Annotated in this window: 21 protein-coding genes; 11 read left to right on the top strand and 10 right to left on the bottom strand. The window is 70.3% G+C overall.

All coding sequences use genetic code 11. The features are described from left to right. Window positions 1-4: 4 nt before the first annotated feature. From HLH34_RS07900 to HLH34_RS07875, 6 genes are all read right to left on the bottom strand, one after another. On the bottom strand, window positions 5-1,153 hold the full coding sequence (locus HLH34_RS07900) for a DUF2125 domain-containing protein (RefSeq protein WP_183119068.1): 1,149 nt from the start codon (window positions 1,151-1,153) through the stop codon (window positions 5-7). A 306-nt stretch (window positions 1,154-1,459) separates the two neighbouring features. Beyond that, the gene (locus HLH34_RS07895) at window positions 1,460-2,230 is read right to left on the bottom strand and encodes a lysophospholipid acyltransferase family protein (protein ID WP_183119067.1); all 771 of its coding nucleotides are present in this window, start codon (window positions 2,228-2,230) and stop codon (window positions 1,460-1,462) included. 116 nt (window positions 2,231-2,346) lie between these two features. Next, the gene (locus HLH34_RS07890; RefSeq protein WP_183119066.1) at window positions 2,347-2,991 is read right to left on the bottom strand and encodes a YdcF family protein; all 645 of its coding nucleotides are present in this window, start codon (window positions 2,989-2,991) and stop codon (window positions 2,347-2,349) included. Continuing rightward, window positions 2,970-3,971, bottom strand: a complete 1,002-nt coding sequence (locus HLH34_RS07885; protein WP_244959758.1) for an FtsX-like permease family protein — start codon at window positions 3,969-3,971, stop codon at window positions 2,970-2,972. The genes HLH34_RS07890 and HLH34_RS07885 overlap by 22 nt, the downstream gene beginning before the upstream one ends. Further along, complete coding sequence (locus HLH34_RS07880) at window positions 3,946-4,635, bottom strand: cell division ATP-binding protein FtsE (protein WP_183119065.1); 690 nt, start codon at window positions 4,633-4,635, stop codon at window positions 3,946-3,948. The genes HLH34_RS07885 and HLH34_RS07880 overlap by 26 nt, the downstream gene beginning before the upstream one ends. A 9-nt stretch (window positions 4,636-4,644) precedes the next feature. Next, a complete protein-coding gene (locus tag HLH34_RS07875) occupies window positions 4,645-5,109 on the bottom strand; it encodes a hypothetical protein (RefSeq protein WP_244959756.1) in 465 nt (154 codons plus the stop codon). A gap of 121 nt (window positions 5,110-5,230) precedes the next feature. On the opposite strand from HLH34_RS07875, the gene HLH34_RS07870 reads away from it, so the two are divergent. From HLH34_RS07870 to HLH34_RS07820, 11 genes are all read left to right on the top strand, one after another. Next, complete coding sequence (locus HLH34_RS07870; RefSeq protein ID WP_264784525.1) at window positions 5,231-5,743, top strand: chemotaxis protein CheW; 513 nt, start codon at window positions 5,231-5,233, stop codon at window positions 5,741-5,743. Beyond that, window positions 5,736-7,178, top strand: coding sequence for a CheR family methyltransferase (locus HLH34_RS07865; RefSeq protein ID WP_183119064.1), 1,443 nt, complete (start codon window positions 5,736-5,738; stop codon window positions 7,176-7,178). The genes HLH34_RS07870 and HLH34_RS07865 overlap by 8 nt, the downstream gene beginning before the upstream one ends. 158 nt (window positions 7,179-7,336) lie before the next feature. Next, on the top strand, window positions 7,337-7,744 hold the full coding sequence (locus tag HLH34_RS07860; protein WP_264784280.1) for a chemotaxis protein CheW: 408 nt from the start codon (window positions 7,337-7,339) through the stop codon (window positions 7,742-7,744). A gap of 6 nt (window positions 7,745-7,750) precedes the next feature. After that, a complete protein-coding gene (locus tag HLH34_RS07855; protein ID WP_183119063.1) occupies window positions 7,751-9,433 on the top strand; it encodes a methyl-accepting chemotaxis protein in 1,683 nt (560 codons plus the stop codon). 10 nt (window positions 9,434-9,443) lie between these two features. Then, window positions 9,444-11,549, top strand: coding sequence for a hybrid sensor histidine kinase/response regulator (locus HLH34_RS07850; protein ID WP_183119062.1), 2,106 nt, complete (start codon window positions 9,444-9,446; stop codon window positions 11,547-11,549). Then, complete coding sequence (locus tag HLH34_RS07845; protein WP_264784281.1) at window positions 11,546-12,643, top strand: chemotaxis protein CheB; 1,098 nt, start codon at window positions 11,546-11,548, stop codon at window positions 12,641-12,643. The genes HLH34_RS07850 and HLH34_RS07845 overlap by 4 nt, the downstream gene beginning before the upstream one ends. Beyond that, window positions 12,610-14,505: a response regulator gene (locus tag HLH34_RS07840; protein WP_183119061.1), complete on the top strand. Its 1,896-nt coding sequence runs from the start codon at window positions 12,610-12,612 to the stop codon at window positions 14,503-14,505. The genes HLH34_RS07845 and HLH34_RS07840 overlap by 34 nt, the downstream gene beginning before the upstream one ends. Then, on the top strand, window positions 14,502-16,424 hold the full coding sequence (locus tag HLH34_RS07835; protein WP_183119060.1) for a response regulator: 1,923 nt from the start codon (window positions 14,502-14,504) through the stop codon (window positions 16,422-16,424). Before HLH34_RS07840 ends, HLH34_RS07835 begins: the two co-directional genes overlap by 4 nt. A gap of 57 nt (window positions 16,425-16,481) precedes the next feature. Further along, window positions 16,482-17,075 carry an ATP-dependent protease subunit HslV gene (hslV, locus tag HLH34_RS07830; protein ID WP_182943810.1) on the top strand — a complete coding sequence of 198 codons (594 nt, stop codon included), beginning with the start codon at window positions 16,482-16,484 and terminating at the stop codon, window positions 17,073-17,075. Beyond that, window positions 17,075-18,391, top strand: coding sequence for an ATP-dependent protease ATPase subunit HslU (hslU, locus tag HLH34_RS07825; protein WP_183119301.1), 1,317 nt, complete (start codon window positions 17,075-17,077; stop codon window positions 18,389-18,391). The genes hslV and hslU overlap by 1 nt, the downstream gene beginning before the upstream one ends. A gap of 65 nt (window positions 18,392-18,456) precedes the next feature. Next, a complete protein-coding gene (locus HLH34_RS07820) occupies window positions 18,457-18,897 on the top strand; it encodes a SufE family protein (RefSeq protein ID WP_183119300.1) in 441 nt (146 codons plus the stop codon). 60 nt (window positions 18,898-18,957) lie between these two features. Here the strand turns inward: HLH34_RS07820 and HLH34_RS07815 are convergent, their stop codons facing one another. The 4 genes from HLH34_RS07815 to HLH34_RS07800 all read right to left on the bottom strand — a co-directional run bounded on the left by HLH34_RS07815 (window position 18,958) and on the right by HLH34_RS07800 (window position 24,543). Beyond that, window positions 18,958-20,340, bottom strand: coding sequence for an MFS transporter (locus HLH34_RS07815; protein ID WP_183119059.1), 1,383 nt, complete (start codon window positions 20,338-20,340; stop codon window positions 18,958-18,960). Between the two features lie 62 nt (window positions 20,341-20,402). After that, window positions 20,403-22,715, bottom strand: a complete 2,313-nt coding sequence (locus HLH34_RS07810; protein WP_183119058.1) for a xanthine dehydrogenase family protein molybdopterin-binding subunit — start codon at window positions 22,713-22,715, stop codon at window positions 20,403-20,405. After that, window positions 22,708-23,181: a (2Fe-2S)-binding protein gene (locus HLH34_RS07805; RefSeq protein ID WP_183119057.1), complete on the bottom strand. Its 474-nt coding sequence runs from the start codon at window positions 23,179-23,181 to the stop codon at window positions 22,708-22,710. The genes HLH34_RS07810 and HLH34_RS07805 overlap by 8 nt, the downstream gene beginning before the upstream one ends. Window positions 23,182-23,214: 33 nt before the next feature. Next, on the bottom strand, window positions 23,215-24,543 hold the full coding sequence (locus tag HLH34_RS07800; protein ID WP_183119056.1) for a cytochrome c: 1,329 nt from the start codon (window positions 24,541-24,543) through the stop codon (window positions 23,215-23,217). Window positions 24,544-24,755: the final 212 nt, after the last annotated feature.

Raw genomic sequence — 24,755 nt, 5'->3', positions numbered from 1 at the left:
GGCATCAGGGCCGAGGGGCCGGTAGGGCGAACGCGGGTGAAAGCTCGCCCGTCGCCAGGGTCGCGACCGGAACCTCCCCGATGAACAGCGTGCCGGCGCGCAGCCGCAGCGGCAGGCTGATGCGCCGGTCGGTCAGGGCCGGCGCGTCGGGGCGGCCCGGCGGGCCGGCCATGGTCGCGGCCCAGCGGTCGATGGCGGCCGCCACCCGCCCGATATCCGGCGAGAGCGATCCGGTCTGCGCCAGGGTGCGGAGGGTGCCGCCTACGCCTTCGACCGACAGCGTGGCCTCCCCATCGGCCGCGCCGTCAGGCGGCAGGTCGGCGCGTCCGACGGCCTGCCATGCCAGCGTCGACCACCTAGCCCGGGCGTCCTGTACCAGCACCGTCGTCGGCGCGGCTGCCGCATGCGGATCCGCCCGGCCGGGGATCGCCACGACAAGGGCGGCATCGCGGAGGGATCGCGCGTCCGGCAGTCCCGGCGGCATCGGCCATGACAGCGGCAGGTCGATCCGCGCGCAGGTTGCCGACAGGGCCAGGCGGCTGCCCTGGGGACCCGCCGCGCTGTCCCACAGCCCGTGTCCCGCCACGTCCCGCAGGCGGAAGGCGACGTCTCGTGCCCCTGGCCCCAGGATTTGAAGATCCATCAGGGCGGCAGACCAGCTTGCGCGGCCCGATCGCCCCGCCGGGGCCATGCCCAGCGGAAACCAGCCCAGCACACGCTGGCCCTGCCAGCGCACGGCCATGTCCTGCCCCGGGCGGGCCGGGTCGGACAACCGCAGCACCTGCGCGCCCTCCAGGCCCAGGCGCAGGGACAGGGGGTGGAGCGCCGACAGCGACAGGGTCAGCCTGTCGCCGCCCCACAGGGCGGCCCTCGACCCGCCCGCCGGCGTACCGATCCGGCCGCGCAGGCGGGGGGAGGTCAGCGTGATCCGGGCCGTCAGAAGCGATCCGCCGCGCCGCTGCCGGCCGGGCTGGACGGTCCAGCCTTGCGCTGCCAGCCCCTGTGTCCAGCCCCGCAGCGCGTCGTTCAGCAGATGCTGCGCGGCCAGCCACGCCACCCCGTCCGCCGCCGCCAGACACAGCAGCGCCAGCCCCAGGGCGCGCATTCGCCGCGCGTGGCGCGATGGGGCGAACAGGGGCGGAAAGATGGGCATGCGGGCCTTGATAAAACACTTTGCGGATGGCAGCGAAGGCGCTGATTCATAAATCTTTCACACAGGCCGCCCCAGGGACACAAACGGGAAAGCGGAACTTGTCCACAGGCTGGATGCGCGGCGCGCGGCAAGGCCCGGAAGGCTAGGCGCGCGCGGGCGCGCAGCAGCCCGGGCGGCCTGCCGGTTTGGTAGCGCAAACTGAAAAAATAAAGATTTTATCAGGAGTTTTGGTGGGTGCCCCAGTTTCGCCCTATTTCGCCGCCGGCTCATGTAACGGTACGGCGTGCGCCCTGGCGGAACGGGACCTCAATGCGCATGTCCCGTTTTTATAGGGGTGCCCACAGAGTTATCCACAGATCCGTCCCCCGGGGCCGCATCCCCGAAGTCGCGGGTCAGATTCTCCCATGCCACTGAAATCGCAGGCAGAATTCTGGCCCGGCCCAAGCCGGGCGCCAAGGCGGGACCGATGGCGATATGGATCGGGCCGGGATGTTTGACGAAGGCGTTGCGCGACCAGCGCAGGCCGGAATCGGTCGCCACCGGGACGACGGGCAGACCGGTATGGGCGGCCATCGCTGCAATCCCGGGCTGCAGGCGGACCGCTTCGCCCGGTCGGGTTCGCGTGCCTTCGGGGAAGATGATGATCTGCCGCCCGTCGTCGGCGGCATGCTGGGTCGCGGCCAGCAGTGCGCGCAGCGCCTTGGCCCCGTCGGCACGGCGGACCGGGATCATGCCCGCCAGCAGCAGCATCGGCCCGACCAGCGGGAGACGGGTCAGTTCTTCCTTCATCACATAGGACGGCCGGTCCACCAGATTCATCCAGACCAGCGTGTCGAACGCCGACTGATGCTGCGACGCCAGCAGGCAGGGGCCCGCCGGCAGATGCTCGCGCCCCGTGACGATGACGTCGATCCCGCAGATCGCGCGCAGGCCGGCGATCGACAACCGGGTCCACAGCTTGGCGTAGGGCAGCGCCAGTGGCCTGGCGAACAGGCGGATCGGCAGGGCCGCGACCCCGAGCACGATCGTCAGCACCACGAAATAGAAATTGAACAGGCATGCGCGGATCAGCGTCATGGCAGGCAGGACCACCCCGGACAAAACAGGCGCCAGTGGCGCGCGACGTGTCGGCGTACACCAGAAAAGCCATCCCGACACAAGGCCCACCTGGGCCACCCCGACCGGGGCGCGTGTCACGCCTTTGGCTGCCCGTTCATGTCACGGGCCAGGCCCAAGCTGGCCATGATCCATTTGTCATATTCCGTCGCCATCAGCCGGATGGACGCCGCGCGCCAGGGGTGGCGCAGCGCCGGGGGCAGGATGGGGCAGGGGTACAGGGTGACATCCGGCAGGGTCCGGCCGATTTCCATCATTGCCCGCCGGATATGGTAGCCCGCCGTCACGACGATCAGCGATCGGATGGCATGCGCGCGCGCCCAGTCGGCGGTTTCGTCCGCATTGCCGATGGTCGAGGTCGCCCGCCGTCCCAGCGTGACGCGGGACCAGACGTCCCAGGACACCGGTACCTGCACCCGCGCCGCCACGGCGGCGACCGTGGCGTGGGCATCGACGCCCGAGATCAGCAACTGCCGCCCGTGCCCCTGCATCAGGAGGTCCAGCGAGGCCTCGATCCGCCCCTGGCCGCCGGTCAGCGCGACGATCCCGTCGGCGGTGGGGGCCGGGCCGGCCGGTCGCAGGGCGTCGTGGAAGAACCAGGCGAAGCCGATGCCCCAGGCCACGCCGCAGGCCAGCAGGCCAAACAGGAGGCCGCGCAGGAAAATCGACAGGGCCGACGGCGCCCCCCGCGCGGCGCGCCTCATGGCAGGCGGCGCAGCCATGTCCGGACGGTGACCTGCGTGGTCAGCCAGCCGATCAGCGCCGCCGCCGGGGCCAGCGACAGCAGCGTCACCGCCAGCGGCAACGGCAGCGCGTCCAGCAGGCCGGCCCAGCCGGATGCATCCGGCGGTGTCGCCATGGCGGGGGGGCCGGCAAAGGGGGCGGCCAGGTGCGACAGCAGCACCAGCAGAGGCAGTGCCAGCAGGCTGCCGATCAATCCGCCGGTGAAGGCCAGTACCGCCGTGCGCCGGGCGAAGCGCCCGGCGATATAGCCGTCGGTCGCGCCAAGGGAATGGATCAGTTCGATCGCCTGCCGCCGCGCGCCCAGGCCCGCGCGCGTCGTCGCGGCGATGGTCGCGGCGGCCACCGCGACGACGATCAGCACGGCAAGGATGGCGCAGGTCTGCAGGCTGCGCGCCAGGTCGCCCAACCGGTCGCTCCACAGGCTGTTGCGTTCCACCAGCGTGTCCGGCGCCCGGGCGTTCAGCCGGGCGGCCAGGGCGTCGGCGTCCCCTGCGCCGGCGCGGTCGAAATGCAGTTCGATCACCGCCGGCAGCGCCAGCGCGAAACCGCCGCCGTGGCCCAGCCAGGGCGACAGCAGGGCCTCCAGTTCCGTCCTGTCCAGCCGATGGACGCGCGACGCGCCCGGCATGTCGGCCAGCGCCGCCAGCACCGCGTCGCCCCGCGACAGGGGGGCGGGTTGCGCGGCGATGGGCGCCGACAGCGCGGGGTCGTCGGGGCGGGGCACCTGCACCGTGACGATGGACGCCGCCCCGGTGGTCCAGCGGGCGGACAGGACACGCGCGCCGGTGGCCCCGGCCAGCGCCATGGCCGCCAGCACCGCCATGGCGGCGACCAGGACCGGCAGCAGCCGGTCCGGGATGGCGTTGCGCAGGGCCAGGCCGTCGGCGCGGCGCGCCTGCGACCAGCTTGCACGCCGCCCCGACGCGGCGCGGTCAGCCATCGCGCACCAGCCGTCCATGCGCCAGTTCCAGTTCGTGCGCCGGATAGCGGCGGACCAGCCCGTCGTTATGCGTCGCCACCACGATGGTGGTGCCCAGCCCGGCCAGGTCCTGGAACAGTTCCATCAGCCGGCTGGCCTGCTGGTCGTCCAGGGCGTTGGTAGGCTCGTCGGCCAGCACCAGCGCGGGACGATGGATGACGGCACGGGCGATGGCCACGCGCTGCTGCTCGCCCCCCGACAGATGCGGCGGGCGGGCCGTCGCGCGGGCGCGCAGTCCCACCCAGTCGAGGATGGACAGCACTTCGTCGCGGATTTCGTCCTCCGGCCGGTGTTGCAGGCGCAGCGGCAGGGCGATGTTGTCGAAGACCGGAAGGTCGGGAAGCAGGCGGAAATCCTGATGGACGACGCCGATGCGCCGGCGCAGGCGGGCCAGGGCCGCGCGGCGCGTCTGGTCCATGTCCATGCCCAGGATTTCCATCCGGCCCGAGGTCGGCCGGACGGCCAGGTGCAGCAGCCGAAGCAGGCTGGATTTTCCGGCCCCTGACGGGCCGAGCAGCCAGCGAAAGCCGCCCTGCGGCACATCGAACGACAGCCGGCGCAGGGCGATGCCCCCCTGATTATCCTCCCGCACGTCGTCCCGGACGCCTTCATGGCGGAAGCTGACGTCGCGCAGGCGGATCATCGGGGCGAATTACATCTCGCGCGCGGCGATGGCGGCCAGGGTGGCGCACAGCGCCGCCGCCGCCATCATCAGCAGGCCGTCGACGACCAGCGACCCGGCGGTAAAGACGTGGGACCCGATTGTGATCTGCTGCGGAATGGTGCCCGCGACATGGCTGACGATATCGCGGGTCTGGGGGTCGGCCGAGGCCGCCGTCGTGCTGATGGCGCCGATCAGGTGCGGCAGGACGCCCCACCCCACCCCCAGGATCAGCAGCAGCGGGGCCAGCAGTTCGGTGACCTGCTGGACGAAATAGAACAGGAAATAGAACACGGCGCAGGCGGCCACGCGCACTAGGCGGGCCACGGAAAAGCGGGACGACGGGCCCCCCTCGGGCGGGAGGAACCGGTTTGCGGCCCGGTCCCCGTTGAAGCTGTCCATGGCGATGGTCTCCGGCAACGGATGCTGGGCGTGCCCGGCCTGTCGGGAACGCATCCCTGCCCGAGGTAGCCGTCACTTGTATTAAATGCAATCTTCGGCAGACACAGTATCGGGGACGCCAGGCCGCCCGTGACGGGTCCGCCGGTTCGGCAAACTGTCGGGAGAATCGTTTTTGGTGCCTGGGACAGTCGTCATCTTCCAGCTTGCGGATGTCCGCTACGCGCTGCCGCTGCCGGCGGTGCGGGAATGCGTGCCGATGCCTGCCCTGTTCCGTCCCCCGGGAACGCCCGCGCCGGTGCTGGGCTATTTCCGGCTGGGGGCCGAACGGGTAGTGGCGATCGACCTGGCCGTGCTGCTGGGCCTGCGCCCGTGGCGGGCCGCCGACCAGGCCGAGGCCGCAACCCTGTATCACCCGCTGCTGCTCGGCCCCGAACGGGAGGGCGCGCGCGTGGCCTACATGGTCGACGGGGTGCTGGACGTGCGCCATGTGTCCGGGCCGGTCGTCCCGCCGTGCGAGGGGGCGACGGCGGGCGACTGGCTGGTGGGCGAAATCGACCTGGGCGGGGGATGCACCGCCCAGATGATGGATGCGGACCGACTGCTGATGGCGCACGAACACCAGCGGATCGAGCATCTGCTGGCCGCCCTGCACGAGCGCGACGCGCTGTGGGAGGGGACGGATGCCTGAACGGCGGCGCGCCCTCGAACGGCTGGCGGCGCGAATCGTCGCGCGGACCGGGCTGTATTACTATGCCGACAAGATGGACCTGCTGGACATGATCCTGGCGCGGCGGATGGAGGCCTGCTGCTGCGTCCGTCCGATGGATTATCTGTCGCTGCTGTCCGATCCGCGGGAAGGGGCGGCGGAATGGCGGGCGCTGGAATCGGCGGTGACGATCGGCGAGACGTTCTTCTTCCGCTATGCCGAACAGTTCCATGCGCTGGAAACCACGATCCTGCCCGACCTGCTGCGCCGCCTGCGCCCCCTGCGGACCCTGCGGATCTGGAGCGTCGGCTGCGCCAACGGGGCCGAGCCCTATTCGCTGGCGATCCTGCTGCGCCGCCTGCTGAAGGAACGCGGGGAACAGGACTGGACGATCGAGATCCTGGGCACCGACATCAGCACCCAGGCGCTGGAACGCGCGCGGGCGGCGGAATACGGGGCCTGGTCCCTGCGCGATATCGGACGGGCGGAGCGGACCCTGTGGTTCCACCCTTCGGCGACCGGCCGGCACTGGATGCTGCGCCCCGAATACCGGCGGATGGTCCGTTTCGAATACGGAAACATCATGGACCTGCCGCATGGCGGCGGGCCGGCGGGGCCGTTCGACCTGATTTTGTGCCGTAACGTGCTGATCTATTTCGAGACGGCCCAGGCGCTGGACCTGGTTCATCATCTGTCCGACCGGCTGTCGCCGCGCGGATGGCTGCTGCTGGGCCATTCCGACCCGATCGCGGATGGCGGCGGATTCCTCGACACGGTGGCCTTTCCCGGCACGCTGGCGTTCCGGGCGCGCGATTCCCGGGCCGGCCCGCCGCCCCCGCCGGCGCGGCGAGCCTCCGCAGGCAGGGGAGCGGGACCGATCCCCACCCCGGCGGGTGTGCGGCGCCCTGCCGGCGGGCGCCGGAAGACGGTGGCTCCGCCAGCCGACCCCGGTGGGGCGGCGGCCCATGTGCGCGCCCTGGCCGATGGCGGGGCGGTCGAGGCCGCCCTGGCGCTCTGCCGGGCCGCGATCCAGGAGCGTCCACTGGACGCCGAGCTGCATTTCCTGTCGGGCGTGCTGTCCGCCGGGCTGAACGACCGCGCCGGGGCCGAGGACGGATTTCGCCGCGCGGTCTATCTCTGCCGCGACCATGTGATGGCGCATGTCCATCTGGCCCATCTGCTGCATGACGGCGGCCGCGCGGACGAGGCCTGCCGCATCATGCGCCAGGCGCGCGTGCTGGCCGGCCGCCTGGCGCCCGACCGGCTGCTGCCCGAGGGCGGGGGGCTGACCGCGGGCGGTCTGCTGCGCCTGATCGGCGAGGACGGAACCGACGATATCTCCGACCTGTCGCCCACCGGCGAGTCGGACCGCGCGCGCCCTGACGATCGCCGCCTGCTGATGCGGGGCGTGTCCTGAGCCCCGAGGACGGCCCCGCGACCCGCGCCGGCGATTTTGCACGGCGGGTACTGGAGGAACGGGCTCGCCTGCTGGCGCGGCGTGGCCGGACGGAGGGGCAAGCCGGGGAACCACAGGCGAAGAACCCGCGCGACGCCGGCCCGGCCAGCCGGCCTGCCGTGACGCTGGAGGTCGGCGGGCAGGGCTATGCCATCGACCTGCGGCATGTGCTGCGCGTCACCGACCCGCTCTGGAGCGCCATTCCACGTCGCCCCGACTGCCCCGCCGCGGTGCGGGGCGTCTATGGCTATGTCGGCAACCTGTATACAGTGTTCGACCTGTCGATCCTGCTGGGCGGGGTGGCCCAGGCGGATGCCCGGGCCATGCTGCTGCTGCGCCCCGTGCCGGGCCTGCCGGTCGCGCGCGTGGCGCTGCTGGCGGGCATGACGACGGGGGTGATGGATGTCGTGGACATCGACTCGTCCGGTCCGCCCGCCGCCCATCCGCTGGCGGGCCTGCCGGACGGGCGGGTGGTCGCGGCGCTGGATCCCGTTCGCCTGTTTTCCGCGCATCATTTCGGAGTCTGAACCGTCGTGACAATCGCTAATCGTCTTCTGTTCGGGTTCATGGTCGGCGTCATGCTGATGGTGTCGATCGGCGTCTACGCGCTGGGCCAGATCCGCAATGTCCGCGACGAGATGACGGTGATCGTGACGCGGGACCTGTCGGTCTACCGGCAGCTGAACCATCTGCGGGCGATCGAGAACGACCTGGTCGCGCGGCGGCTGTCGATCCTGTCGCACTATTATGCCCACGATTACGACAAGGACGCCGCCGGGCTGGACGCCGCGATCTCGGACTGGGGCAGCGAGGCCCGCCAGGCGGAGGAGACGCTGGCCCAGGCGCTGGCGGCCGCGAGCCAGGCGAATGACGAGGCATCGGGCGCTGCACGGCGGACCATGTTCGCCTCGATTTCGTCGCTGCTGCACGACACGCTGGACCAGGTGCGGCAGAACGGCCGGGCAACGTCCGACCTGTTCGGCGCGATCCGGCGCGGAGACGAGGCCGCGGTGCGGTTGCAGTCGGCGCAGCTCGATACCCGCGACCAGGCGATCGACCGCCTGGTGACCGAGGCGACGACGACGCTGGACGGCGGGGTGCAGGCCGGCGAGAACCAGAGCGGGGCGCTGTACGAATTCAGCCGCCGGTCCCTGACCATGGGCCTGGCGGTCGCGGTCATCGTCGCCCTGATCGTGACGTTCTGGACCCGGCGGTCGATCCTGGCACCGTTGGCCTCGCTGATGCGGGTGATGGAACTGATCGGCCAGGGCGACCTGTCGACCCGCGCCGCCGTCGGCGGGTCCGGCGTCGGGCGGGACGAGTTCGAGCGCCTGGCCACCGGACTGAACCGCATGATCGACGGCCTGCGCGAGATCGCGCAGCAGAGCCGCGAGGCGACCCGCAACCTCGATGCCGCCGTCGCCGACATCCGCGCTTCCGCCCAGCAGCAGGCGGCCAGTGTCGAGGAACAGTTCGCCGCCGTGCAGGAAACGGCGGCCACCGTGGACCAGATCACCCATTCGGGCGCGCAGATCAGCAAGCGCGCACGTGAGGTGATTTCGTCGGCCGAGGTGATCGTCCACAGTTCGGCCAGCGGGCTGGAGGCGGTCGAGGAAACCGCTCGCGCCATGGACCGCACGCAGGAGGGCGCCGAGGCCGTGGCTTCGAATATCGTGGCGCTGTCCGAGCGCACCGACGCCATCAGCGAGATCATCACGGCGGTCAACGACCTGTCCGAACGGTCGCATCTGCTGGCGCTGAACGCGGCGATCGAGGCCGCCGCCGCCGGCGAGCATGGGCGGTCCTTCGCCGTGGTGGCGGCCGAGATGAAGATCCTGGCCGACCAGTCGCGCGACGCGACGCAGCATGTGCGCTCGATTCTGGGTGACATCCAGCGCGGCATCAACACGTCGGTGATGCTGACCGAGGAATCGGTCAAGCGCGTGTCGGCTGGCAAGGAACGGACCGACATCGCCTATCGCACCATCGAACGGATGACCGGCGGCATCGAGGAGGGCGTGCATGCCTTCCAGCAGATCGTGGCGTCGACCAACCAGCAGCAGATCGGGATCGAGCAGGTAATGACCGCCTTGCAGAGCATCCGCCAGGCCAGCCAGCAGACGGCGGCGGGCACCCGCAACCTGGAGGCTTCGGCCAGCAACCTGGGCAGCCTGTCGCATCAGCTTCTGGCCATTTCCGCCCGCTACCGCACCTGACGCCCCTGCCGTGGACACGCTGCGACAGGAATTGCTGGCGGTCTTCGAGGCCGAATATCGCGATCATCTTCGCGTCATCCGCGACATTCTGGCCGCCGGCCCGATGGATGGCCGCGCGCTGGGCGAGGTGTTCCGGCGCGTCCATTCCCTGAAGGGGGCGGCGCGCGTCGTCGACCTGTCCGACGTCGAGGGCGTGGCCCATGTCCTGGAAAGCCGGCTGTTCCGGCTGCTGGACGGCCATCAGCCGGTCAGCGCCGAGGATGTCGCGGCGATCGGCCAGGCCATGGACCAGGTCGACGCCTACATGCAGGATACGTCCGGCCCCGAGGGGCCCGGGCCGGACGCGGCACCCGAGCCGGGCGCGCCACCGCCGCCGCGCGACGATGGCGGCGGGTCCTATGTCCAGGTGCCGGTCGCGCGCCTCGACGCGCTGGTCGGCGTGATGCACGACCTGCTGGGCGCGGCCGAGCGGCATGAGCGCGTATGGGCCGATCTGGAGGATCTGGCGGCAGCGGCCCGCTCGGCCAGTGCGACCGCCGACCCGGCGGCGGCGCTGGCGCGCCTGACGCGCGGCCTTACGGCGCTGGGGCGGGAAAGGGGACGCATCGCCGGTCAGTTCGATCGGGGCATGTTGCGCCTGGGCGAGGAAATGCGGGCGGTGACCCTGGTGCCCGCAGGCACGGTCTTCGGGTCGCTGGCCGGCATGGTGCGCCAGATCGCGCGCGAACATGGCGGCGGCGAGGTCACGGTCCGTCTGGTCGGCATGGATGTGCGGGCGGACCGCCGGGTCATCCAGGCCTTGCGCGACCCGGTGATCCACCTGCTGCGCAACGCCATCGTCCATGGGCAGGAAAGCCCCCAGCGGCGGCAGGAGGCCGGCAAGCCGCCGGTGCCGGTCCTGACCCTGTCGGTGCGGATGCTGGGCGTGCGGCTGCTGGTGTCGGTCGCCGACGACGGGCGCGGCCCGGACCTCGAGGCCATCGCCGCCCGGGCGGTGCAGCAGGGGCTGATGCAGCGGGACGACGCCCCGGTGCCCGAAACGCTGCTGGCCCGGGTGTTCGACCCCGGCTTCTCCACCCGGGGCGAGGCCGACCGTCTGGCGGGCCGGGGAATGGGCCTGTCGGTGGTGGCCGAGGCCGCGCGGACCCTGCACGGATCGGTCCGGATGGAAGCCGGCAGCCCGTGGGGTACTGTCGTGACGATGACCGTGCCGGTGTCGCAACGCCAGCGCACCGTCCTGGTGACCCAGGTCGGGGAACTGACGATCGGCCTGCCGGGACGGGCCATCGAACGCCTGGCCCGGGTGCGGCAGGCCGATATCCGCGTGGTGGACGGCCGGATGTATTTTCCGCTGGAGGACCGGCGCGATCCGGCGGCGGCCGACGGGGCCGAGGCGTCGCTGGTGCCGCTGGTGGCCCTCGCGACCTTCCTGGGCACGCCGGATTCGGCCCTGCCGGTCCATGACGGGGCGGTGTCCGTGGTGCTGGTCGCCGCCGAGGGCGTGCATTGCGGCTTCGCCGTCGACCGGATGCACGAGGTCCGGATCCTGCAGATTTCGGATGCCGAGGCCGTGGGGCTGGACAGCGACCTGGTGCCGGGGGTGGGCTGGCCGCGCGGCGACCGGCCCGTTTTCGTCATCAGCCCCGATACGCTGCTGGCCCGCTGGCAGACCGGCGGCGGCACGGGCGGCGCCTTCGCAGGCGGGGGCGCGGCGGCATCCGACGGTCCCGTGGCAGCGCAGGTGCGGTCGCCTACCATCCTGGTCGTTGACGATTCGATTACCACACGGACTCTCCAGAAGACGATCCTTCAGGCCCACGGCTATGATGTTCTGCTGGCGACCGACGGGATGGAGGCGCTGTCGATGCTCCGTCGCTCGTCGCGGCGGGTTGATGCGATCGTGACCGATGTGGAGATGCCCCGGATGGATGGTTTCGGTCTTCTCGACGCGGTCAGGTCCGACCCGCGCCTGTCGTCGATCCCCGTCGTCCTGATGACCTCGCGTAATGAAGAGGCCGATATCCGGCGCGGGTTGGACGGGGGCGCGCGCGCCTACATCACCAAGCAGGGGTTCGAGCAGGGCGACCTTCTGGACACGATCCGGGGCGTGCTGTGAGCGGATCGCTGCCGCCCCGCCGGGCCAGGGTGCTGGTGGTCGAGGATTCGGCCGTCATCCGGCAGGTGCTGGTTCGCCTGGTCCGCGACGACCCGCGCCTGGAACTGGCCGAAGCGGTGGAAACCGCCGAGGAGGCCCTGCGCCTGGTGCCCCTGTTGCGGCCGGACGTGATTTCGATGGACGTGCGCCTGCCCGGCATGGACGGGCTGGAGGCGACGCGGCGGATCATGTCGGCCTGCCCGACGCCGATCGTCATCGTCAGCGATGCCTCGACCGATCCGGCGTTGCAGGTGTCGATGAACGCGCTGCGGTCGGGCGCGCTGTCGGTGGTGGAAAAACCTGCGGGCTGGCTGTCGGGCCCCCAGGGCGGGGCCGCGATCGCGACGCAGCTTTATATCATGAGCCAGGTGCCGGTGATCCGCCGGCGGCTGTCGGCCCAATGGCCCGTCACGCCGGCCCCCGTGCCGGTGCCGATGGACCTGCGGCCCCGGGTGCTGGCGATGGCGGCCTCGACCGGCGGGCCGCCGGCCTTCTCGCACATTCTCGGCGCGCTGCCGGCCACCTTTCCCTGGCCGATCGTGCTGGTCCAGCACATGGGGGCGGCGTTCATGGAGGGGTTCGCAGCCTGGCTGGGCACCCAGACAAGCCTGTCCGTCGCGCTGGCCCGGCAGGGGGAGCGCCTGCGTCCCGGCCATGTCCATGTCGCCCCGGGCGAGACGCATCTTCTGGTCGGGCCGGGCGACGAGATCCGGCTGTCGCACGCGCCGCCGCTGGGCGGCCAGCGTCCCTCGGCCAGCATGCTGTTCTCGTCGCTGGCGCGCGAGGCGGGGGCCGACGCGGTCGGCGTGCTGCTGACCGGCATGGGGGAAGACGGGTCGGCGGGCCTGGCCGACCTTCGCCGCGCCGGGGGCTACACCATCGCCGAGGACCGCAGCACGTCGGTCGTCCACGGCATGCCCGGCGCCGCCGAACGGATGGGCGCGGTATGCGTCAGCCTGCCGCAGGGCGCGATCGCCTCCCACCTGCTGGGCATCGCCGGGGCCCTGCACCACGCGACCGAATGGGCCGGCATGCTGGAAGGGCCGATGTCGTGACCGACGAGGCCCCGGCGACCCTCCTGCTGGTCGAGGATTCCGATACCCAGGCCCTGAGAATCCGCAGGATGCTGGAAAGCCACGGCTTTGTCGTCACGCGGGTGGCCAGTGGCGAGGCCGCGCTGGACAGTCTGGACGGCCGCATTCCCGACCTGGTGGTTGCCGATTACCACCTGCCCGGCATGAACGGCGGGCAGATGGCCCGCCAGTTGCGCATGAGCGCGGTGACCCGGATGATTCCGGTCCTGATGCTGACCGAGGGCGGCGAGCCGGGGCTGGAGCGCGAAGGGCTGGAAAGCGGCGCCGACGCCTATGTGCCGAAATCCGCCGATCCGGACCTGATCGTCTTTCGCATCCGCGCGCTGCTGCGCGAGGGCGCCAGCGGGGGACAGCGCGACGGCAGCCATCTGTTCCGCCGGGCCCGCATCCTGATCGTCAGCGGCGGCGGGCCGCATGACCGCGACGTGGCGTCGCTGGCCGGCCTGATGCGACGCGACGGGCACGAGGTCACGGTGGAGCGGCGGCCGGGGGCGGTGGACCGGCAGGACTGGTTCGACCCGGCGCGGGAGCCCGATTGCGTCGTGGTGGATCTGGCGTCCGGCGCCTTCGACGGCATCGCCTTCTGCCGCGAACTGGACGATCTGCGCCAGCAGGTGGTGGTCGCGGGCGGGGTGCCGCCGCGCATCATGGGACTGAGCGGGGGGCAGGCGTCGCAGGGCGCGTTCTCGGCCGAGGTGTTCGAGGCCGGGGTCGACGACTTGGTATCGGACGCGGTGGAACCCGACGTGCTGGCGCTGCGCATCCGCGCCCTGGTCCGCCGCAAGCTGTTGCAGGACGAGGCGCGGCGCGTCGATCTGGAGCGCCAGGCGCGCGAGATCGCGGTCGAAAGCGCGCGGGCCGAAGCGGCCGCCATCGCATCCAAGGCCTCGCTGGCCGAGGCGCTGGAACAGGCGAATGCCGAACTGGCCGACGCCAACCGCAAGCTGATCGAGACGCAGAGCAAGCTGGTCCAGACGGCGAAGATGGCGTCGCTGGGCGAACTGGTGGCCGGCATCGCGCACGAGATCAACAATCCGCTGGCCTTCATCCTGGCGCACAAGGACACCGTCGCGCGGGCGCTGGCCCGCGTGATCGACCTGGAGGACGCCGGGGACGCGGCCGGGATCGCGCAGCGTCACGCCGCGCTGATGAAATGCCGCGACCGGGTCGAGTCGATGAATCTCGGCCTGCGGCGGATCCAGAACCTGGTGCTGAACCTGCGTAAATTCTCGCGCCTGGACGAAGGGCAGTTCCAGGTGATCGACGTGCCCGAGGCGCTGGAGACGGTGCTGGCCCTGCTGACGCAGAAATTCGGCGGCGGTATCGTCGTGGAACGCAACTATCGCGCGCCCGACCGGCTCTATTGCCAGTCCGCCCTCTTGAACCAGGTCATCATGAATATCATCAGCAACGCCGCTGACGCCATCCAGTCCTCTGCCCAGACGTCCGTCCTGGGGGCCGACGCCGCGGGGCGCGGCGTGATCCGCATCGGCACCGAACTGCGGCCGACGGATGCCTGTGGGGGGCAAACCTATGTCTTCACCATCGCGGATAACGGGCCGGGGATTCCCGCCGCGCTGAAGGAGCGGATCTTCGAGCCCTTCTTCACCACCAAGCCGGTCGGGGCGGGCACGGGGCTGGGCCTTGCGATCGCCTACGGGGTCGTGCAGGCCCACCACGGCACGATCACCGCCGCCGATGCGCCCGGCGGCGGCGCGGTCTTTACCATATCGGTGCCCTGGCAGCCCCACATGGTGACGATGGCCGGCCTGGGGGCCGACCTGGGGGCCGATGCCGCCGTTCGGGCACGAGGCGCCGCATGACCGATCGCCCCGTCGTTCTGCTGGTCGATGACGAACCCGAGATCCTGGTTGCACTGACCGACCTGCTGGAAGATTCGTTCACCATCCTGTCCACCACCTCGCCGGTCGAGGCGCTGGATATCCTGGCCCGGCGGCGGGACGTGGATGTCATCGTCTCGGACCAGCGGATGCCCCAGATGGGCGGCGACGTCATGCTGGCGCGGGCCCGCGCCTTCTGCGATGCGCAGGCCATCCTGCTGACCGGCTATGCCGACATCGGAGCGGTGGCGGCGGCGCTGAACCAGGGCCGGATCTCGTTCTATTCGCACAAGCCCTGGGATGCCGACGCGCTGCGCGCCATGATCGTGCAGGCGGCGCAGCATCACCGGCTGGAGGCCGAGCTGGGAACGGAACGGATGCTGCTGCGGGGGCTGTTGCAGAACCTGCGCTCCGGCCTGGGCTTCAAGGACCCCGAGGGACGGTTCATCCGCATCAACCGCCAGGCTGCCGCCTTCTTCGGCCGCGACGAGGACGCCTGCCTGGGCCGGCGGGAGGAGGATCTGTGCGATCCCGCCCAACTGCCCGGCCTGCGCGCGGCCGAGGCCCGGCTGGCGGCCGAGGGGCGGGACGAGGAGGTCATCGCCTTTCCCGACCCCGGCGGCGCGGGCGTGACCTGGCGCGAATTCACCCGCGCGCAGTTGGGCGGCGGCGACCCGCGCCAGGGCGGCTATTCCGTCGTCATCAATCGCGACATCACGCGGCAGCGGGAAATGGAGGCCCGGCTGCGGCAGGCGGAAAAGATGCAGGCGCTGGGCACCATGGCCGGTGGCATCGCCCATGATTTCAACAATCTGCTGACGGCGGTGATGGGGTCGCTGGAACTGGCCAGCGACATGGGGCCTGAACTGGACCAGGGAACGGCGCGGCTGCTGGACAACGCCATGGCGGCGGCGCGGCGGGGCGCGGACCTGACACGGCGGCTGCTGAATTTCAGCCGTCCGCGCGACCTGAGCCTGCAGCCGGTCGATGTGAACGCGCTGCTGCGCGGCCTGCGCGACCTGCTGATGCAGGGCGTGGCGTCGCGCCGGGGCCCCGACGGCGGGCGCGTGCCCTTCGACATCCGGATGGACGGGCTGGCCCCGGACGGCGACCTGCCGCCGGTGCGTACCGACGCGGGCCAGCTTGAACTGGCGTTGCTCAACCTGTGCATCAACGCCAGCGACGCGATGCCCGAAGGGGGAACCATCACACTGTCGACGGCACAGGTCCATATGGATGACGCCGCCGCCGGGGGCGATCTGATGCCGGGCGATTACGTCGTGGTGTCGGTGGCCGACCAGGGGACCGGCATGCCGCCCGAAACGCTGGCCCGGATTTTCGAACCGTTCTTCACCACCAAGGACGTGGGGCGCGGCACCGGGCTGGGCCTGTCGATGATCTATGGTTTCGTGCGCCATTCGGGGGGCGATGTGCGCGTGACCAGCGCGCCGGGGCAGGGCACGCGGGTGGATCTGTACCTGCCCGTCCACCATTGCCCGGGCGCCGGCCTGGCGGTGTCCAACCCCACGGCCCCCGTGGCGGCGTCGCACGCCGTGCGGGTGCTGGTGGTGGATGACGAGGCGAGCGTGCGTGCCGTTACCGCCGGCTTCCTGCGCACCATGGGGCACGAGGTGACCGAGGCCCAGGGCGGGGCGGAGGCCCTGGCCCACGTGGATGCGTCGGCCGAGGGGCCCGATCTGGCCGTGATGGACGTCATGATGCCCGAGATGGGCGGCGAGGAAGCGGCGCGCCGGATCCGGGCGATCCGGCCCGACCTTCGTGTGCTGTTCCTGACCGGCTATGCCGATGACGCCAGCCTGCCGGACGACGCACTGGTGCTGCGCAAGCCCTTCACCCAGGCCGAACTGGCCGAATATGTGAATCGTGCCATGGCGGGCTGACGGCACAGGCGGCGTCTGCTCTTGTCCTGCGCCGCGAACAGCCTATCTGTTTCAGTCATGCAGAATATTCACGCGACCCCCCAAGATCCCATCGGCTGGCACGGGACGACCATCCTGTGCGTACGCCGGGGCGCGCAGGTGGCGATGGCCGGCGACGGCCAGGTCACGCTGGGCGCCACCGTCATCAAGGGCAATGCCCGCAAGGTTCGGCGCATCGGCCCGGCCGGTTCGATCCTGGCCGGCTTCGCCGGCGCCACCGCCGACGCCTTTACTCTGCTGGAGCGCCTGGAAGCCAAGCTGGAGCGCTATCCGAACCAGTTGGAGCGCGCCTGCGTCGAACTGGCCAAGGATTGGCGGACCGACCGCTATCTGCGGCGGCTGGAGGCGATGATGGCCGTGGCCGATGCCGAACGCTCGTTCACCCTGACCGGCAACGGCGACGTGCTGGAACCCGAGGACGGCATCATCGCCATCGGGTCCGGCGGCAATTACGCCCTGTCGGCCGCGCGGGCACTGGCGGACATCGACGGGCTGTCGGCCGCCGAAATCGCGCGGCGCGCCATGCGCATCGCCGGTGATATCTGTGTTTACACCAATTATTCCGTGATCCTGGAAACTCTGGGCCAGGAGACGGACGAGGCCGCATCGTGATGGACGCCCCCAACCATTCCCCCCGCGAAATCGTTTCCGAACTCGACCGCTTCATCATCGGCCAGGCCGATGCGAAGCGCGCGGTCGCCATCGCGCTGCGCAATCGCTGGCGTCGTGCCCAGCTGGCCGACGGCCTGCGCGATGAGGTCGTGCCCAAGAATATCCTGATGATCGGCCCGACCGGCTGCGGCAAGACCGAGATCGCGCGTCGGCTGGCCCGGCTGGCGCAGGCGCCGTTTTTGAAGGTCGAGGCCACCAAATTCACCGAAGTCGGCTATGTCGGCCGCGATGTCGAAAGCATCGTGCGCGATCTGGTCGAGGTGTCGCTGAACATGCTGCGCGACCTGCGCCGGCGCGACGTGCAGGCCCGCGCCGAACTGGCGGCCGAAAACCGGCTGGTGGATGCCCTGGTGGGCGAGGGCGCGTCGGCCGACACCAAGGGCAAGTTCCGCCGTATGCTGCGCAATGGCGAACTGGAGGAAAAGGACGTCGAAATCTCGGTCGCCGACGCCCAGGGGGCCGGCGGCATGGGCGAGATGCCGAACATGGCGCCGGGTACCGTCATCAATTTCTCGGACATGATGAAGGGGCTGATGAACCGCGTGCCGCAGCGCCGCCGCATGACCGTCGCCGCCGCGCGCGAGGCCCTGGTGCGCGAGGAAGCCGACAAGATGCTGGACAACGACGCCCTGACCAGCGAGGCGGTGGCCCACGCGCAGGATCACGGCATCGTCTTCCTCGACGAGATCGACAAGGTGTGCGCCCGGTCGTCCGAAAGCGGCTTCCGGGGCGGCGACGTCTCGCGCGAAGGTGTGCAGCGCGACCTGCTGCCGCTGATCGAAGGGACGACGGTCTCGACCAAGTACGGGCCGGTCAAGACTGATCATATCCTGTTCATCGCCTCGGGCGCGTTCCATATCGCCAAGCCGTCGGACCTGCTGCCGGAATTGCAGGGCCGCCTGCCGATCCGCGTCGAACTGTCGCCGCTGACGCGTGACGATCTGCGGCGCATCCTGACGGAACCCGAGCATTCGCTGCTGAAGCAGTACACCGCCCTGATGGGGACCGAGGGCGTGGAGCTGGAATTCTCGGACGACGCGGTGGATGCGCTGGCGGAACTGGCGGCCGACATCAACGATCGGATCGAGAATATCGGCGCCCGCCGTCTGGCGACCGTGCTGGAACGGATGCTGGAAGAGGTGTCGTTCACCGCATCCGACCGGTCGGGCCAGTCGGTGCGCATCACCGCGGCCGACGTGCAGGAACGGGTGGCGCCGCTGGCCCGCAAGGGTGACCTCAGCCGCTTCATCCTGTAGACCGGCCCGATCGAAGACATGGCGCGTGGCCCGTATCGGGCCGCGCGCCGGACGCAGGACATATGATGACCGATCCGTTCGTCAGGCCCGAGGACGACACCGCGTCCGAGGCCGTCGCCGCCATTGGCGAAGAGCTGGAACTGTTCGACGACTGGATGCAGCGCTACCAGTACATCATCGAACTGGGCCGCAAGCTGCCGCCTTTTCCGAAGGACTGGATGGACGACGCCCATCGCGTCCCCGGCTGCCAGAGCCAGGTCTGGCTGGAGGTGCGGGAACGGGACGGCCTCCTGTTCTTCGCCGGGGCGTCGGACGCGGCGATCGTCTCGGGCCTGGTGGCGTTGCTGCTGCGGGTCTATTCGGGGCGCGGCGCCGCCGAGATCCTGGCGACCGATCCGGGTTTCCTGCGCGACCTGGGGCTGGTGCAGGCGCTGTCGACCAACCGGGGCAACGGGGTCGAGGCCATGGCCCGCGCGATCCGCCAGGCGGCGTCGGCCTACGCCTGACGGCGGGGCATGGGGCCGATCGGCACGACGGCAAGGGCGTTGCCCTTGCCGGGTTCGGGATCAGGACGCCGTGCGCAGGGCGTTTCCGGCTGTGCGGTCCATGCGCAGGTAGCGCGGGATCGACAGGGCGAGCGGGATGGCGACCACCAGGAACGCCCAATGGAAATCGGCCGCGATGAAGGCATCGGTGCCCGGATGTTCGCCCCGCAGGGTCGCGACGACGCGCAGGGCCAGTGCGCCGAATGCGATCCCCAAGCCGATGCACATCTGCTGGTTGACGCTGAGCAACGTGCTGGCCGCGCCCTTTTCGCCATCCTTGATGTCGGCATAGCCCAACGTCGCCAGCAACGTATACTGCATTGACCGCGTGACCCCGCAGCCCAGCAGGATCAGCAGCAGGACCGCAAGCGGTGTCGCCGGCACCATCGTCGCGGCCAGCAGGATGAATGCCACGCCCAGGGCGGCATTCACGCACGCGGTGGCGCGGAACCCGCATGTCGCCAGGATGCGGGTCGTGAACATCTTCATGCCCAGATTGCCGAAGGCGAAGGCCAGCAGCAGTGTGCCCGCGTGGAACGCCGTCAGGCCGAAGCCGACCTGCAGCAGTAGCGGCATGAGATAGGGAATGGCGTCGATGCTGAAGCGGCTGAGCGTCCCGGCCAGCACGGTGACCGAGAATGTCGGGTGCCGCATCAGGCGGAAATCCAGCAGGGGATGGTCCTGCCCCGCGGCGTGCCGAAGGGTCGCCGCCCCCAGCACCAGCCCCGCCGCGAACAGCAGGCCGGCCAGCGCCAGGCTGGCATGGGTGTTGCTGGCCAGTTCGGTGCCCAGCAGGATCGCGGTCAGCGACGTGCCGCCCAGGACGAACCCGCCCCAGTCCATGGGGCGTCGGGGCCCGTGCTGTTCCGGCACCAGGGCGAAGATCGCGGCCAGCACGGCCAGGCCCAGCGGCACGTTGATGAAGAAGATCCAGTGCCAGGTGGCGAAGGTCACGATCATGCCGCCGACCGTCGGCCCGACGACGGGGGCCACCACCGCCGGCCAGGTGATGGTCGAGATCGCCTGGATCATCCGGCTGGTCTCGGTATTGCGCACCACGATGAAGCGCCCCACCGGCACCATCATCGCCCCGCCCGCGCCTTGCAGCACGCGCGCGGCGATGAATGTGCCGACGCTGGTCGAGAAGCCGCACAGTACGGACGCGATCGTGAAGATCGTGACCGCGCAGGCGAAGACCGTGCGCGATCCGAAGCGGTCGGCGGCCCAGCCGCTGACGGGGATGAACACCGCCAGCGTCAGCATGTAGGCGGTCATGCCCAGGCTGAGTTCGTTCGGGCCGACGTGGAACGATCGGGCCATGGCCGGCAGCGCCGTCGCGATGATCGTGGAATCGAGATATTCCATGAAGAACGTGGCGGCGACGATATACGGCAGCAGGGACATCGACACGGGCTTTGCGGCGGCTGTGGCGTCAGGGATGGGGCCTGTGTGCCCCATCCCGTCCGTCATGTCGATTCCGCGTCGTCGTGCCGCGTCAACGCCCGCAGGACGTCCGACGGCCGCACGGGCAGATGGCGCATCCTGACCCCCACGGCATTGAAGATCGCATTGCCGATGGCCGGCGCGATCGGCGTCGTGCCGGGCTCGCCCAGGCCGGTCGGCTTTTCGGTGCTGGCGACGAATTCGATGTCCATTTCGGGCACGTCGGCGATGCGCAGCGGCGTGTACGTGTCCAGGTTCCGGTCGCGGGGCAGGCCGTCGACGATTTCCGACCCCTCGAACAGCGCCATGCTCAGGCCCCACAGGGCCGCGCCCTCGGTCTGGGCGCGGGCGCCGTCGGGGTCGACGATGGTCCCGGCATCGACCACGATCGTCAGCTTGCGGCAGTGCACGATGCCGGTCGCCCGATCGACATGCACCAGCGCGCAGCAGGCGATCCAGGTCGGCATGCCGCGTTCCTGGCCCGAGGTGGTGGCGATGCCAAGCCCGGTATCCTTCGGCAGGGGTTGGCCCCAGCCGGCCTTTTCGGCGGCGCGGCGGACCACCGCGGCCTGCCGCAACGCACCGCCGACGGAATCGGGGGCCTGGCCGGCATTCCGGCCCTTGCCGGTCAGATGGTCCAGGCGGAACTGGACGGCGTCCTTGCCGTGCAGATGCGCGATCTCGTCCCAGACGGATTCGACGCCCCAGCTGGTCCAGCCCGGACTGACCGACCGCAGCCAGCCCGGCCGGAAGGTCCGGTTGGCCAGGTCGTTGGACAGGGCGCGGACACGGAAGGCGCCGACATCGTACCAATGGTCGCCGCCCGCGATGGCGAACTGGTCGTACGGCTTGCCGTCCACGCCCTTGGACATGAAGGCCGACGCCATGACCTGCGTCGGCCAGCCGGCGGCAGCCTGATAGTCCATGGCGGTGATGGCCTGCGTCTTGTCGAAGGCTACCCGCACCCGCTGCACCGACGGCGAGCGGAAGGAATCGAACTGCATGTCGTCCGACCGGGTCAGGATCAGCTTCACCGGCTTGCCGCCCAGCGCCTTCGAGGCCAGGGCCGCGGGGACCATGTAGTCGCCGTTCAGGCGGCGGCCGAACCCGCCGCCCAGCAGGTAGGTGCGCAGGACGATCCTGTCTTCCGGACGGCCCAGCGCCTTGGCAAGCGTCGGCAGGATCAGCGTCTGCCACTGGTTGCCGGCATGGATCTCGAAGATGCCGTCCTTCTCGAAGGCCAGGGCATTGGTGGGTTCGAGCTGATAATGCATGACCGAGGCGCAGGTATATTCGCGCTCGATCGTCGATGCGGCGGCGGTGAAGGCCGCGTCCACGCCGTCATCGTTGAACACGTACACCCCGCCGTCCTTCCGGCCGATCTGGGCGCGGCCGTGGTCCAGCACGTCCTTTTCCGCGATGTGCGCCGTCTCGCCGGGGGTCCAGTCCACCTTCAGCAGGTCGGCGGCGCGGATCGCGGCGGTGTAGGACGTGGCGATGGCGACGACCCAGCCCTGGACCGTGCCCGATGGATCGTCGATCTCGATATGGCGCAGATAACCCTTCACCGTCCGGGCCGCGCTGTCGTCGACCGAGCGGATTTTGGCGCCATAGCGCGTCGGCGGCATTTTCGGCCGGGCATAGACCATGCCCTCGATCTTGGCGTCGATGCCGTAGATCGCCGTCCCGTCGGTCTTGGCGGGAATATCCAGCGCCTTGAGGTCGCCGTTGCCGATCAGCCGCCGCTCGGCCGCCGGTTTCAACGGCAGCTTCGCCATTTCATCGGGCGTGAAGCTGCGGGACGGGCGGCCGCGCGACACGATGTCGCCGAAGGTGATGCTTTTCGCCCCGGCCACGACGGCCCCGTCGCGGGTCGTGCACTGGTCGGGCCGGACGCCCAGCAGGTGGGCCCCCGCCTCGGTCAGGGCGACGCGGGCGGCGGCGCCGGCCTGGCGGAAGACGTCCCACGTCATCCAGACCGACCAACTGCCGCCGGTGACCATCAGACCCCATTTCGGGTCGGTGTCGACATAGTTGATCTTCACGCGGCTCCAGTCCGCGTCCATCTCGTCGGCGATGATGCGGGCCAGGGCGGTGCCGATATGCTGGCCCATCTCGGCGCGGATGATGTTGACGGAAATGGCGCCGTCGGGGGCGATGGCGCACCAGATCGTCGGTTCGAACGCGCCGTCGCCGGGCAGGCCGGCCGCCGGAAACTGTTGCGCCGCGCGGGCGGCCGGAAAGCCGAACATGACGCCCGCGCCCACCGCGGTCATCAGAAAGCCGCGTCGCGACAGGCGATCGGGCGATGCCTGCATTCGGCCGAGCTTACCCATTGGACGGTTCCCCCCGCGTGGCCGAGGCGGCCTTCTTGATGGCGTCGCGAATGCGGATATAGGTCATGCACCGGCACAGGCTGCCGGCCATCACCGCGTCGATATCCTCGTCGGTCGGCGCCGGATAATCCTTCAGCAGGCTTGCGGCCTGCATGATCTGCCCCGACTGGCAGTATCCGCATTGCGGAACCTGGAGGTCTTTCCAGGCTTCCTGCACGGGATGCGCGCCGGCGGGGTCCAGCCCCTCGATGGTGGTGATGTCGGCCCCCTGGATGGCCGACACCGGCGTGATGCACGATCGCGTGGCCCGGCCGCCGACATGGACGGTGCAGGCCCCGCACATCCCGATGCCGCAGCCGAACTTGGTGCCGGTCAGCCCGATCTCGTCGCGGATGACCCACAGCAGGGGGGTATCGTCGGCAACGTCGACGGAGACCTCGTGGCCGTTGAGGCGAAAACTCGTCATGACTTGGCTCCGTCTTTCATCTCGATGGCCATCTCAATGGGACGCGGCGACGGGGGGCGCCGGCAATGTCGCCCGGACGGACGCGGCCTTGTGCTCCAGGTCGGTCCAGGGGGGCAGGGTCGTGCGCGTGCGGCGCAGATAGGCGGCCAGGCGGGCTAGGTCGGCATCCGTCAGGGCATGGTAGAAGCTGGGCATGGACACCCCGTCCTGGCCTTCGCCCGCGTTGATCCCGCGCAGCACGACCTGATAGAGGTTGGTCGGTTCCGACAGCCACAGCGCGTTGTTCAGCGCCAGTTCGGGCCGGCCCAGCACGGGTGTCGCTCCGGTATTGGCATGGCAGGCGGCACAGGCGCCGGCATAAAGCCGGGCGTCGGGGTCGGTCTGCGGGCCGGTCAGGTCACGGGCCGAGGTCCGCATCGCCGCGGCAAGGCGCGCGGCATCCCCGCCCTGTCGGCCGGTGGCCTGGTCCAGGCTGGCCAGATAGACCGCGATCGCCCGGACGTCGGACTCGGGCATCTCGCTCAGCCCGCCATGGATGACCGGCGACATCGGCCCGGCGGCGCTGCCGTGCAGCGGGGCCACGCCGTAGCGCAGGTACTGGAAGAACTCGTCCTCGGTCCACACCACGGGGGTCGGGTTCGTGCCGTTCAGCGGCGGGGCGATCCAGTTATCGACCGGCGCGCCGTCATAGGCCGCGCCGGCCTTCTCGGCGCCCATGGCGTTGCGCGGGGTGTGGCAGGCACCGCAATGGCTCAGCCCCTCGGCCAGATAGGCGCCGCGATTCCACTGTGCGTCATGTGCCGGGTCGGGACGGTAGGCGCCCGGATGCAGGAACAGAAGCTTCCATCCCGCCTGCAGCAGGCGGACATTCAGCGGGAACGGCACCGTATTCTCGCGCTTGACCGAATGGACCGGCGGGCGGGTCATCAGGAACGCATAGACGTCGGCGATATCGCCATCGGTCATATGGGTGAAATGATCGAACGGAAAGGCGGGGAACAGGTTCGATCCGTCGCGCGACACGCCCTGGCGCATGGCGCGGACGAAGGCGGCCTGGGACCAGCGTCCGATGCCGGTTTCGGGGTCGGGCGTGATGTTGCTGGAATAGATCGCGCCGAACGGCGTCGCCATCAGGTAGTCGCCGGCCAGCGGCGCGCCCTCGTGCCCGTCGCGGCGGGTATGGCATTCGGCGCAATAGCCCCCGGCGGCAAGGACGCGGCCATGTTCGACGCTGGCGGCCGAAAAGGCGGTGGATGCGGGCGGCGCGATCGGGGCGATGGCGGGATGCCAGGCATAGGCCAGGAAGCCCAGTCCGCCGGCGACCCCGATGCCGGCAACGGCGGCGACGATGCGTCCGATCACGGCCAGACCCTGCGGAACGGGAAATTCATGTCGTCACCTCTCTCTTGCCCGCCGCTGCCACCTCGCCTCCGGGTCCGGAAGGGAGGGGCGCGCGGGGTCTGTCATGCGACGGGGCGCCGGTTCCTGGATCGCGCGATTCGACACCCCGTGTCATATTATGACGTTCGTTTAAGGGCGCGCGCAACCGTCTGAAATGAAAAAGGGCCGGAAAT

It is taken from the genome of Gluconacetobacter azotocaptans (assembly GCF_014174355.1).
GTDB lineage: Bacteria > Pseudomonadota > Alphaproteobacteria > Acetobacterales > Acetobacteraceae > Gluconacetobacter > Gluconacetobacter azotocaptans.
This window is presented reverse-complemented; position numbering and strand designations above follow the sequence as displayed.